The sequence below is a fragment of the Paraburkholderia sp. GAS33 genome (genome assembly GCF_050436645.1).
GTDB lineage: Bacteria > Pseudomonadota > Gammaproteobacteria > Burkholderiales > Burkholderiaceae > Paraburkholderia > Paraburkholderia phenazinium_B.
In genome coordinates, this window is sequence record NZ_JBNDMP010000003.1 from 26,274 (window position 1) to 38,294 (window position 12,021).

Here is a 12,021-nt window from a genome sequence, read left to right on the forward strand (position 1 = left end):
CCCTGTGAATTTGCGAGGCTCAGTACGCGCCGGACAGCAACGCGCCCGCACCCGGAACGATACGTTCGAGGTCCAGTTCGCGCAGCATTGCGTACGTGGTTGCGATCGCCGCAGTAATGACCGGCTTTCCTGTCATCGCTTCGACCTTTGCAACCGCCGGCAGCGATGGCATCTGCACACACGCCGACAACACGATCGCGTCGGCATCCTGGTAGCGCAACTGCTGCACGATCGCCGGCAGGTTGGTCGGGTCGTGGCGTCCGACTTCCAGGTTGTCGGGGATTTCGAGTGCACGGTAGTCGAGCACCTCGTAGCCTTCGTTGCGGATGTAGTCGACGACCAGCTCCGTCAAAGGCTTCATGTACGGTGCAACTACAACGATGCGCTTCGCGCCGATGACCTTTAGCGCATCAATCAGCGCGCCGGCGCTGGTCAGCACCGGCGCGTGGGCGTCGTTAGCAGCAGTGTGCTTTGTGAGTCGCTCCTGCGATGCACGATGGTAGCCGTGGCCCATTGCCATGATCGCAACGAGACATGCGTAGCCGAGCACATCGACGCGCGCGTCAGACAGCTCAACCGCGCAGCGGTCGGACTCCGCATCCATTGCTGCCAGTTCTTCCTTGACGACCTTCTTCATGCGCATCCGGCTCGAATGGAACGTGAAGCGCTCCGGCCGGATGGTCTCCCGCAGGCGCAACATCGCGGGAATCTCTGTTTCCATCGTGGTATTTGAGCTCGGCACAATCTGGCCGATGCGATAAGTCTTGGTCATGTGTGTTTGCCTCGAACTCTAGATTAGCTTCGCGTTAAGCCACCGCTGCTACACGCGGCTGGAAGTCCGCCGCGTTGTATGCGTACACCCAGTCAGCCTGAATGCCCGAAGCGTGCGGATTGATCCACGACTTGAACTGATAAATGAGGTCGCGTTTGCGCTGCGCGAAAAGTGTCGGGAGGTGATAGGTCCGTCCACGTTCACGCGACTCCAGCTGTACCCGGCTGGTGCGTGGAATGCGCTCTGCTTCGTAATCGCGCAGGGCCGATGCGACGTCGGTGCCGTGCCCAGCGAGCGAGCGCGCCAGCACATAGCCATCCTCGATCGCCATCGCCGCGCCTTGAGAAAGGAACGGCAGCATGGGATGGGAGGCATCGCCCAGCAAGGTGATCCGCCCTTTCGACCACGTCGTCATTGGATCGCGGTCGAACAAACCCCATTTGAATACGGAGTCAACGCGATCAAACAACTGCGTAATGTTCGGATGCCAGCCAGCGAACGCGGCGAGCAGTTCTTCGCGAGTGCTAGGCGCATTCCACGACTCTTCGACCCACTCGGCGGTCTCATTGACTGCAACGATATTGACTGCCTGCCCGCGACGAACGTAGTAGGTGACGATATGTGATTTCGGGCCCAGCCAGAACGATGAATCAGGGCTCACGAAATCAAAGTTTCCGTCCACCGGAACAACCGCCCTGAAGCACATGTTGCCGGTGAACTTCGGCGCATCGTCGCCGAACAGTTTGTTGCGGACTGTCGATCGCACGCCGTCCGCGCCCACGATCAGATCCGCTTCGAACTCCGAACCGTCTGCGAAGATAGCCGCGGCGCTATCACCTGTTTGCCTGATATCAACACACGCCGACGAAAGCGATGCAACGCCAGCTGGCAACGAGTCGACCAGCAACTGATGCAAATCAGCACGGTGAACATGAAAAAACGGGGCATTGTAGAGACGCGGACACTCGTCCGCCAGCGGGATGCGGAAAATCTCCTTTGCCGTGTCCCAGTTGCGGCCAACGATGGCCTGAGGCAGAAACGCGACTTTTCGCAGTGCCTCTCCCAGACCCAACGCCTCAAGTACCTTGACGGCATTTGGCGTGACCTGAATGCCAGCGCCGATTTCACCGAACGCGTTAGCGCGCTCAAAGGCATGCACCTCGATCCCGTGCTGCGCGAGCGCGCTTGTGAGGGCAACGCCTCCGATACCGCCGCCAACCACGCCAACCCGAAGTTTTCTAGTCATCTTGCTTAATCTCCGCTGAATGCTCGAGCCGAATCAGCCATGCGGCCCGCACTATTTGGCCATACAATTAATTTATGCGACGAACCATTCTGCTCAACGGCCGCAATCCGGCGGATCGAAACTCAATCACGACACCCTGCAACCGAATTGTTCCGCACGGACCGGAAATGCCACCGCCGATCACGCTTACCGCTGCGGCCTTCACTTCACTGGCCGGCCACTGTGCCTGAGTCCGCCGCGGCGATTAATTCAAACCGCAACTTTACTCAACGGTGAAGAGAGACGCGCAACGCCCCACCAATCTGCTGCATGGCAGAGTGCATCGCTTCAGTCACCGTCGACTCGAGACCACTGTCCTTGGTCGCCGCAATCATGTCGTCCAGGACCTCAGCTGCATCCGCCGACGTTTGGTCGGGCAGCACCGCGGCAATCGCATTCAGGGCACCGACAAGACCAAGGATTTGTCCCCGCATCGTTTCGAGCTCATTTTCCATCGACCACTCCTCCATAGCTTCAACGCAACTGCTGTTAGCCGACGAATGACGCCCAAGTCCTCTGCATCCGCCGTTGGTTTGTACCTGCAGTTAATTATATGATCGTAAAATTAATAGCGCAAGCCCGATTTTTGCTGTGCCGATCACCGAACATCTACATCGGCAAGCCTGCTCGAGTTCGCCGGCAAGTCGACCAATTCCCCCAGAGGCCGCTATGCCAGTGCCGTGACGGGCAACAACGTAATGGGACTTTTCATTGGCCGCGCGGGCGCAAATTCAGCGCGGCGCAAACCGACGTCAGCACGGCCGCAAGGAAGGCAATACGATCCGTTCCGCACCGCTCCGTCCTGTCACAAACATGGTTAGTGCCCGGTGTGCTGCGTTAGGCAGAATTGAGCGGTCCGCCTGAAGAAGCCTGGCCCGAGCCCACGGCCGGTCCTTCCTGCCGAAGCTGCTTTTCGCTGGTCAGACGTAGCCATACAGGGTGAAAAGCAACGAGTAGGGAATTTCGTGTCCCGCAACGTCGTACGCGACAAGGTCCACCTCTTCAACGATAAACATGGATGCGAGAAATTTCCCGATTGAGGAAAGAGTACGAGTTAAAGATGCCGCACAGTTGGGCAATTTAGCTGGGCTCATTTGACTTTGGCCAAGGTAACAATGCATTAAAGAGTGATGACGGTGGTCGCTTTGCCACCAACCCGGAATTGAGTTTCTGGATTTGTATGTTTCGGATAACTGAATTACATGTATATCGAAAAATGCAATCCTTGAGAGATACTCTAGCGACAATCGCCCGATCTGGATTTGGCTAAAACGACAACTTACCTCTAAAAACGGTCAACTTGGTTCGGACACGTTCGCCTACGAATTCCCTCGTCGTCGATACGACGCGGGGCAAGATGACCCTTCGGTCGATACCCCAGACTGTAGTAGTACGTGCGAGCCGTCAGAACGAAACGGGCGGAACCTTCGACCACAAGTCCGGTTTTGAACGATTGTTGGCCGAAGTGAAGCGGCGAAAGGGCAGTACACGCAGATAGACTGACCACATCAAGAATCACGGATCCTGAATTCACAGCGGAGACATGTGATGGAATCACGCAAAGTCTACATTCACGACGTAATCGATCATTCTCGAATCGGCCGCGCCCAGTACGTCGCACTAGCGCTCTGTGCATTGCTCATGCTCTCCGATGGCTTCACCACGCAAGCCTTCAGCTACATCGTGCCCGTTCTCGCAAATGACTGGCATCTTCCAAAGTCCATCCTCGGCAGCATTTTCTCGTCCGTACTCATTGGTCTGATGATCGGAAATTTCGGCATCTCGCCCTTTGCGAAACGTTTCGGCACAAAGAAAATGACGGTATGGTCAACGGCTGCGTTCGGCTTGTTCACGCTGTTAACTGTCTTTGTAACGAACGTGCCGCAGTTGATCGCGCTCCGGCTGCTTACTGGCATCGGACTAGGATCTGCCGTGCCCTGTGCCGTCGGCCTCACATCCGAATTCAGTCCCAAACGGACACGCGCAACGTTTGTTTTATTAATCTACGTCGGCTATTCCCTCGGATTTACTGTCGCGGGCTTCTGCTGTGGCGCAATGATTCCACGCTTCGGCTGGACCGCTCCACTTTGGGTGTGTGGTCTCGGGCCGATTGTTTTAACGTTTCTGCTCATTCCTCTCTTGCCTGAGTCTGCCTCGCATCTTGCGCGGCACAGGTCGCAAAAAGACTTGCTTCAAATGGCGCGCCGATTCTTTCCTAAATTCAACTTACCGGACGGCGCCGTCCTAACCTCCAATGCCCACAAGAATAGCGATGGGGCCGTAAGTGGCTTGTTTTCCGCACGTTTGCGTGTCGGCACGTTTTTGCTGTGGGTTGTGTACAACATCAACCTGGCGGAATTCTATTTCCTGCAGAGCTGGCTACCGACATTTCTGCACTCCCTTTCTTACTCGCCCAGAATGGTCGTCTGGGTAACGGCCATCAGCACTGTCGGTGGCATGGCAGCCGGACTCATTTTGGGTCCGCTGATGGACCGGTTCGGGCCGTATATCATCCTCTCAGCGCTATTCCTGTTTGGCGGTATATCGATGCTGGCAATTTCTATGGCGCTTGGCGCAACACATTTTTTACTTGTGCTGGCGGCATTTTGCTGCGGCGCATGTACTAGCGGCGGCCAGAAAGGGATTGTCGCATTGGCCGCCCTCTTTTATCCAGCCGACTTACGTGCGCCCGGCGTGGCATGGGCTTCTGGTATTGGTCGTCTTGGCGGTGCCGGGGGCACCTATCTGGCCGGGGTGTTATACGCGTCGAACTGGCGGCCGGAGGACATCTTCCGCGTCGCGGCAGCTCCGGCCGTCGTCGCAGCGATCTTTGTAGGATTCATGGGCTGGCTTTACAGCGGCGACGGGTCTCTCCCGTCCTCCGCATTAACTCAGGATAGCTGACCCGTTTTTAGACGGCGGGGCGCGCTAACTCAATCGCAATTCGCATTTCCAGACAAGCAGAAGTCTTGACGATAGCGATTGCTCTTTCCTTTCATACTCCTATATATTCGTCGGGCCTGTATTGCTTTCTGGCATCCTGTCTGGATTTCAGATCAGACCCGACGTGCACAACTTGCTCTACCGATTCACCAAGGAAGTGGCCTGCAATCCATGGTATCGACGATCAAAGTAGATGAGCCCGCCAATCGTCTCGCCATCGCTCAGTTTTATTTCCTGCACCTCGCAAAAGAAGACCCTGTGAGTGCCTTGGCAGACGGTGTCAATTACCTTGCAGTCGAACGCTACCAGTGCATCCTCCAGCACAGGGGCACCCGTTTTCAGGGTGCTCCACGACGTTCCGGCGAAACGCTCCTCTACGCTGACGCCCGCACCGAACCTACGGGATAGCGCCTCGTGGGAAACACTTAATGTGTTCACGCACAGTACGCCGTTTTCGATCAGCGCGTTGTGTGCCGACGACTGCTGGTTAACGCAAACGAGTAGCGTGGGTGGCGTATCGGTGACGCTGCAAACAGCTGAGGCTGCAATGCCGGCTTTCCCAGCAACGCCATCGCTGGTGACTACGTGAACCGCAGCGCCGAGCCTGGCCATCCCAGCTCTGTAGCTAAGTTGTTCTTGGCTGAGCATGATGATGTCCTTTTACCTTACTGTACCGTGTCGGGCACTTCCGCCACCACGCGGCAGGAGAGCCCGCTGAAGCCGAGGAAACCTGTCCACGCAGTGTGCATCGTGAACTCCGTCTTGCCGACCGCGTTGTAGAGCTCGTCGATCTTGTTCATATTTTCGATGATGAAGCCGCCGCGGCGACCAACCAGGAGATCTGCTGGGCCATGCTGATCACCGCGACGCAGGCCGGCAAAATCCAAACCGATGAAGCCCAGCTTCATTTTCGCCAGCGTTTCGATGAAATCCCAAGACATCTGGGGATGGCCGCGGAAATAGTCACGCGTTCCGTACGAGTACTTCGACAGGTAGCCCGTGTGGAAGATGACGAAGTCGCCTTCGCGAACGTCGTATCCTTCGAGGACCTTTTCCGTGATTTCGGTTTCGCCGACGTCGCCTACATGAACGATTACGCCTCGGCGGACGGCGTATTCAGCCGGCGGACGACCTTGTCCCTCATACACGTCCAGGTGCGTGCCGATGTGCCCCTGGGACATGAAGCTGTTCTGGTCTTGATTGGCCTTGCCAACAACGGGATCGTGCATGTCGATGGCCAACGTGAGATCGAGGAACATATTTTTTTCTCCACTAGAATTGTGAAGTACCAATGTAAGCTCCCGGGCCAGGCAGGCACCCTCTAACATAGGTCACAATCCATTCAAAACAGGACAACCCATGCAACCGAATCCGCCACTTCTCGCGGTACGTCGCGATAACTTTCCTGTCAGCGCGGTGATTCGCGAGGGAGACGCGGTGGACTTCGAGGCGCATGTGCACGCGTGTGGACAACTGGTTTTCGCACAGCACGGTCCCATGCTGTTGGAGACACGCAACGGCATCGTGCGGATGGGACCCGACCGTGCGGCGTGGCTACCTGCTGGAGAGTCGCACGCGGTGTTTCTGGACCGTCGATTCCGATATCACAGCCTCTACATCGATAGCGACTTTTGCTCGCGCGGGACGTGCGGGGTTTTCATTCTCACCCCGCTGCTTCGTGAACTCATAATCGATGTGTCGTTGTGGCCTGAGAGCAATCTGACGGCTGACGAGAAGATGCGGCGCGCGTACGTCATCGTGGACGAAATCGTGCGAGCCCCGCGAACCGGCTCATCCGTTCGCATTCCTGAAGACAAGAAGCTTGGCGTTATTTGCAGGGCAATCGAACGAGACACCTCCATCGAAAAGTCGCTCGAGGATTGGGCCGTCGAGGTTGGCGCCAGCACCAAAACACTACAACGACTTTTTCTGGCGCAAACGGGTATGGCCTTCCAGCAGTGGCGCAATCACGTGAGGATGACAAGGGCTCTTGAAATGCACATGGCTGGCATGCGGGAGCTCGACGTTGCGCTGGCAGTAGGGTACGCCACAGAAGGCTCCTATGCGCAGGCTTTCAAGAAGTTCTATGGCCATCCCCCAAGCTTCCTGAAACGCTGTGCAACGGCCTAGGATTCTGCCAGCGCACGGCAAGAGCCTCCCGTTGGTCTTCCCTTGTGGGAAACACGTGAAACGCACGTCGGTCTGGACGAAAGCCTTCACCGTATCCGTGCAGCGCTAAAGAAAGTACAGCAATCTGCCGATATCCTGGTGTCCTCTCCCTTCAGGTAGCCGACAATGATTGTGAACGGAAACGTAACCACTACGGGACTCGTTCCCCTACCGACGACGAATACCCCTTCTTCGAGCAATGCCGCGTCAAACTCCGCGCAGGGCACCTCCACAACAACAGATGCAAGTAGTGATACATCCGGCACGGCGTCTGGCACGAAGCCGGCTACGGGCAGTACATCTGGAGTCTCGGGCGCCACATCGACTACCTCCTCCAGCGACTCCGGGTCAGCATTGGCCGCAGCTCAAATGCTGAAGCAATTGATCGATCATCTGCAGGCAATGTTGGCGGCGATCCAGGCCCAAATCTCCGCTGCCGCGGCCCGGTCCGGCCACGGGGGCATGCCGAACCCAGCGCTCGGTGCATTGCAAGCTGAAGCCTCGGTCATTCAAGGCCAGATTTCCGCGGCTACAGCGAAGATGGCGGAAATGCTGTTGGCGAATGGGCAATCCAGCGGGACGCTTATCAACGACCAGGCATGAGCGCATTTCGCATCGGCTTCAAACGGTCAATCTCGAATCCGACTGGTGATCGTTATGTCGATGCGAGAGCACGAGTTCAGTCGCCTCGCCACTCATCTTTCTGCCGGCGGACACTCCATTGGTTCGATCGGAGCTTGCGCCGCATGAGGCACATCTGGATTGGGTGCTTATTGGAGCGCATTCCCTTGTCGGGAAGATGCGGTACGGTTTCTTCGACCCTCTCGACTCGCAACTGCGGACAATGAAGACATGGCCGTGATGAATGTCGAGGCGTTCTCGACTGTCCACTCCTTCGATTGACCGGTAATGTTCTTCATGATGGACTTCAAACGCCGAGGGTGGCTTACCACACGGATCTCGGAGGTGATCTGGGTGTCAAATACCAAGGGTGCCATTTCCAAGGGCAGCGCTTTCTGCACGCTTGAATCCTTAGGGCGCGGCCGCATTCTCTGCCAAGTGACGACAATTGCAGATTTGGATCGGGCACGAGACGCCCTTGGATACAGGCTTCTGTCGCGATGGAGCATTCCGGACCGAACCACCGAAGCGCCAACGGCCAAGGGTAAACAGTTGATAGAATCGATCGGCGAAGCTTGGACCAATAAGGCCATCGCGCAGGAAGCTTCCCCTGGAATCGACACGGACACGTCCCTTTCCCCAGGTTTCTAACAGCGACGAGGCATCCGCATGATCTCTGGAACGCCTTCTTCTTGGGCTCTTGCCGCTTCCGGTCTTGTTGCGCTCGTGGTCGCGGCGGTGATTGGCGTCGCCTGGTATGCAGGGCTTGTCGACCCGAAGGAAATGATCCGTGCCGTGATGTTCCTCGACACAGACAGGCCCCGGTTGGAGGGGCCCTATGCCGTCGGCTTCGCCAGTGTTGATGTGAAAACGGGGAGCGACGGCCCTTCGCTTCCGGTCGATATCTGGTACCCCGCGCAGGCGCCCGGCGATGGCATGGGGCGCTCAATTCTGCGGTGGATCGCATCAGTCGGACATCCTACCTCGCCGCCGTTCACGCGAAATGGAAAGCTGTCCGAGGCCCGTGCTAAATATCCCCTCATCATTTACTTTCCATCATGGTTCAGTGTTCGCCAACAGAGCACATTTACGCCAGCAAATCTGGCGAGCCATGGTTTCGTCGTCGCTACGGTGGACGACATCGTGCACGCCCCTCGTCTTCCCGGACGAGAGGGCACAGCTCAGGCATCGGAGATCCCCGGCGATTCGATGGAAAGCTTCGAGGCTTATCGCCCCGTCGCAGCCCTCCGGGCTGAACTGGCGGCGAAATCGGGCTCTGCCATCATCGACGCATTTCAGAATATTCCGGTGTTTGGACAACGTGTGGATATGGCGAAAGTCGGTGCCGTCGGGTTCTCGTTCGGAGGCGCGACGGCAGCGCAGATGAGTAGCGACGATCGACGCATCAAGGCCGTCGTGAATTTCGACGGCTCCTTGTATGGCCGCCCTGAACGCGGCAATGTCGAGGTGCCTTACATGATGTTCTATAGTGGTTGGACCTATCCGACTTGCGAGGAACTCCTGCATAGTGACTTCGCCACGCGGATCAACTCGGTGCTGACGGTCGAGTCAGTTGCGCACCAGATTCGCCAGGCCACGCTCCCGAACAACTGGACCTTCACGGTAAAGGGTACGGTACATGATGATTTCGCGGACAAGCTCGCGAAGCCCCCATGGAAGGCCGCATTCGAAAAAACTGCAATCAACAGGGCGAAGACCTGGTCCGAGATCAACCGCTACGTTGTTGCATTCTTCACCCGCTTTTTGCTAGGCGAGAATCAGCCTTTGTTGACGGAGCCAGCCCCGTTCGCAGAAATACGGCCCTTCATGGAGAACCAGGCGCCGCCACAAGACCGGGCATCGGCCACTGGTTCCACACAATCCCGCTGTCCTTAGATCACATCGCGTTTTTGCGCGTCTGGTCGACCAGAGTGGATCTATTCGACGCCGACTCCGGCCATGGCTTTGCCACGCCGGTATATTGAGGCGACATCCTCTGCTCGTTCGAAACCAACGAAACGCGACAATGCCTTGAGATAGGATGGACTTAAGGGCAGGAAGCGTCCGAACATCTGGTCGAGTTGTGCGAGGCGGGCCCGGAACGCCCCGATATCGTATCGATACAACAGCCGCATGTATGACGAGAGGCGTTGCTTGAGCATTTCCTGATCGTCCTCCGAAAGCATGTCTAAAGAATGCCGGTGTCCCTCAGTGATCCTGAAGAAGTTCTCCATATATTGTTCTGTGAGGTCTATGGCGTTGTAGCGCGCTCCCCGGAGCCCAAGACGACGGTGTGGTTGCTGTCTCCACGCGAAGAGCGGGTCTGCGCTCTCGACTGTCAAAACCTTTGCGCCTTTTTTTGCGAGCTTTAGCAGAAAGTCCTGGTCCTCATCTACCTTGATATTCTCGTCGAAGCCGGCCACATCCGCGATCCATTGTCTTCTGAATACGCTCTGGCCCAAATGTATTAGAGGTCCCTTGGCGAGAATTTCCAGTTCGCTCGGCTGTGAAGAAAACGCTGAGCACTCGGCGAGGCGAACCCTTCGCGCAGCATCGCCTTCGACGATGACCTCTTCCCATCGCGACATCACATAGGCGACACCCGGATCAGCAGTCCGGCAGGCGATCGACTGAAGCTGCAGTTTCGTAGGGGCCAGGAAATCGTCGGCATCCAGAAACTGAATCCAGTCTGCTGTCGTCGATTGCCATCCCAGGTTTCGGGCAGCACTAACCCCCTTGTTGGGCTGCGTGAGAATCGTCCACCGATGGCGGCAACCCTCGAGGTGCTCCCGAGCCTTCGAGACGGTATCGTCCGATGAGCCGTCATCGACGATCAGGATTTCAACCTCGTCATGCGTCTGTGACGTTACCGTCTGCAACGTAGTGTCGACATACGCGGAGGCGTTGTAGCAAGGAATGACGATGGCGATTTGCAACGATGCCCCCATTGATGGATAACTTACGATCTCATCGCGCCCGGATTTGCGAGAGAGTGCGAAGTGTCAGTTAGCGGTCCTCAAAAGTAACGATCCACCGTCAGAGCCGGTGCCTTTCGATGGCTTGCCCCTCAAAGGGGCCTGTTCGCCATCAGTAAAAGGCAGCAACGTCAGCCGGAACAGCGGCTGACTGCTTCGGCTGTAGCGTGGCGGCTGCGCAACCCCGCCCAACCCTTCACGATTAAACGGCTGAAGCCGTCCGCCCTTACATCCCCTTCCATGTCCGGCTACAGCTGTTCAAGCCATAGGCCTGTATAAGCTCCTACACTCGAGGAGGGGCGATCTACGACGGTGAGCCCGAGTTCTGCCGCCTGCCATTCACCCAGCACCTCGTAGCCGAGGCGCTTGAAATCAGCAACGAGTTTCGAACGGTTGTAAACCTTGCAAGCGACACGAATCATTCCTGCATAATCTTGAACGACAGCGAATTCTGGGCCTTCTGTCAGCGGTGATCGATTTATCAGGATATATTTTGGACGTTGTTTGATATTTTCAATGAACTCCGGCAATGGTTTGTCGAAGTAGTGAAGAGCCCCGCTCACAATCAATAAATCAAGGCCTTCGGCCTGCTGCAGGTCATCGGTAAATTGAAGGTTGTCTACGTTCTTCTCGCTGGCCAATGCCCGCCCGCGCAGGATATTATCGGGCAGATCGTACACAGTCCAGATTGCGTCCGGTCTCAGGGGCAAATAATCTCGATAGCGATAGTAAAGATTGCCAACATTGCCACCCATATCGAAGATCTTTTTTATGCAAGGGATCCGGTCGCGGAGGTAATAGAAGGCGGCGTAGTCACTGGGTTTGGCCACGCGGTTGAGCTCGAACTGGTTGAGCTCGAACTGCAAGGCCGAATTTACGGGATGTTCATGGCCTCCTTTCGCATAGGGCCTGACTGCCCTTTCGGCTTCATCAAGCGTTCGGAAGCTGCGTCTGTATCCCAGCATGCATCCGAAAATCGCGGCTCCTGAGCGAGTGCGTTCGATTCCTTCTATCAATCGGCGGCTATAACCGATCGTTCCGAGAACCCTGAAAACCTTCGCGGTCCTGACGATTTGCATATCGCGCAGCCTGATCTTCGCTTCCATTGATAGACTCCCATGCGAACATGTGCTCGCCGCTCGTAACCAGACGTCTTCCGTGCGCGAAAGTCATCGCGACACACGACCAGATTCGACAAGCCAAGCCAAGTAATCCATCTGGCATAAAGTGTTGCCGATCTTCGCCCTGGCGAATGT

Annotated in this window: 12 protein-coding genes; 5 read left to right on the plus strand and 7 right to left on the minus strand. The window is 56.5% G+C overall.

The window, feature by feature from the left end; translation table 11 throughout:
• Window positions 1-19: 19 nt before the first annotated feature.
• The 3 genes from P3T24_RS10365 to P3T24_RS10375 all read right to left on the minus strand — a co-directional run bounded on the left by P3T24_RS10365 (window position 20) and on the right by P3T24_RS10375 (window position 2,512).
• Window positions 20-772 carry a maleate cis-trans isomerase family protein gene (locus tag P3T24_RS10365; protein ID WP_429434368.1) on the minus strand — a complete coding sequence of 251 codons (753 nt, stop codon included), beginning with the start codon at window positions 770-772 and terminating at the stop codon, window positions 20-22.
• A gap of 34 nt (window positions 773-806) precedes the next feature.
• Window positions 807-2,018, minus strand: coding sequence for an FAD-dependent monooxygenase (locus P3T24_RS10370; protein WP_429405694.1), 1,212 nt, complete (start codon window positions 2,016-2,018; stop codon window positions 807-809).
• 266 nt (window positions 2,019-2,284) lie between these two features.
• Window positions 2,285-2,512, minus strand: coding sequence for a hypothetical protein (locus P3T24_RS10375; protein WP_429289400.1), 228 nt, complete (start codon window positions 2,510-2,512; stop codon window positions 2,285-2,287).
• 1,093 nt (window positions 2,513-3,605) lie between these two features.
• Between P3T24_RS10375 and P3T24_RS10380 the strand changes: the two genes are divergently transcribed.
• A complete protein-coding gene (locus tag P3T24_RS10380; RefSeq protein ID WP_429434371.1) occupies window positions 3,606-4,961 on the plus strand; it encodes an MFS transporter in 1,356 nt (451 codons plus the stop codon).
• A gap of 177 nt (window positions 4,962-5,138) precedes the next feature.
• Here P3T24_RS10380 and P3T24_RS10385 read toward each other — a convergent pair whose 3' ends face one another.
• Window positions 5,139-5,648 (minus strand): flavin reductase, encoded by a 510-nt coding sequence (locus tag P3T24_RS10385; RefSeq protein ID WP_429289402.1) that lies wholly within the window; start codon window positions 5,646-5,648, stop codon window positions 5,139-5,141.
• A 17-nt stretch (window positions 5,649-5,665) separates the two neighbouring features.
• On the minus strand, window positions 5,666-6,259 hold the full coding sequence (locus P3T24_RS10390) for a cyclase family protein (protein WP_429405697.1): 594 nt from the start codon (window positions 6,257-6,259) through the stop codon (window positions 5,666-5,668).
• Window positions 6,260-6,359: 100 nt separating this feature from the next.
• Between P3T24_RS10390 and P3T24_RS10395 the strand changes: the two genes are divergently transcribed.
• The 4 genes from P3T24_RS10395 to P3T24_RS10410 all read left to right on the plus strand — a co-directional run bounded on the left by P3T24_RS10395 (window position 6,360) and on the right by P3T24_RS10410 (window position 9,686).
• Window positions 6,360-7,130: an AraC family transcriptional regulator gene (locus P3T24_RS10395; protein WP_429434375.1), complete on the plus strand. Its 771-nt coding sequence runs from the start codon at window positions 6,360-6,362 to the stop codon at window positions 7,128-7,130.
• Between the two features lie 408 nt (window positions 7,131-7,538).
• A complete protein-coding gene (locus tag P3T24_RS10400) occupies window positions 7,539-7,772 on the plus strand; it encodes a hypothetical protein (protein ID WP_429434378.1) in 234 nt (77 codons plus the stop codon).
• A gap of 315 nt (window positions 7,773-8,087) precedes the next feature.
• Window positions 8,088-8,441 (plus strand): hypothetical protein, encoded by a 354-nt coding sequence (locus P3T24_RS10405; RefSeq protein WP_429434381.1) that lies wholly within the window; start codon window positions 8,088-8,090, stop codon window positions 8,439-8,441.
• An 18-nt stretch (window positions 8,442-8,459) separates the two neighbouring features.
• Window positions 8,460-9,686: an alpha/beta hydrolase family protein gene (locus P3T24_RS10410; RefSeq protein WP_429434384.1), complete on the plus strand. Its 1,227-nt coding sequence runs from the start codon at window positions 8,460-8,462 to the stop codon at window positions 9,684-9,686.
• A 41-nt stretch (window positions 9,687-9,727) separates the two neighbouring features.
• Here the strand turns inward: P3T24_RS10410 and P3T24_RS10415 are convergent, their stop codons facing one another.
• Together P3T24_RS10415 and P3T24_RS10420 are read right to left on the minus strand one after the other, a co-directional pair.
• Complete coding sequence (locus P3T24_RS10415; RefSeq protein ID WP_429405701.1) at window positions 9,728-10,726, minus strand: glycosyltransferase family 2 protein; 999 nt, start codon at window positions 10,724-10,726, stop codon at window positions 9,728-9,730.
• A 287-nt stretch (window positions 10,727-11,013) separates the two neighbouring features.
• Window positions 11,014-11,871, minus strand: a complete 858-nt coding sequence (locus P3T24_RS10420) for a methyltransferase, TIGR04325 family (RefSeq protein ID WP_074266543.1) — start codon at window positions 11,869-11,871, stop codon at window positions 11,014-11,016.
• Window positions 11,872-12,021 lie beyond the last annotated feature (150 nt).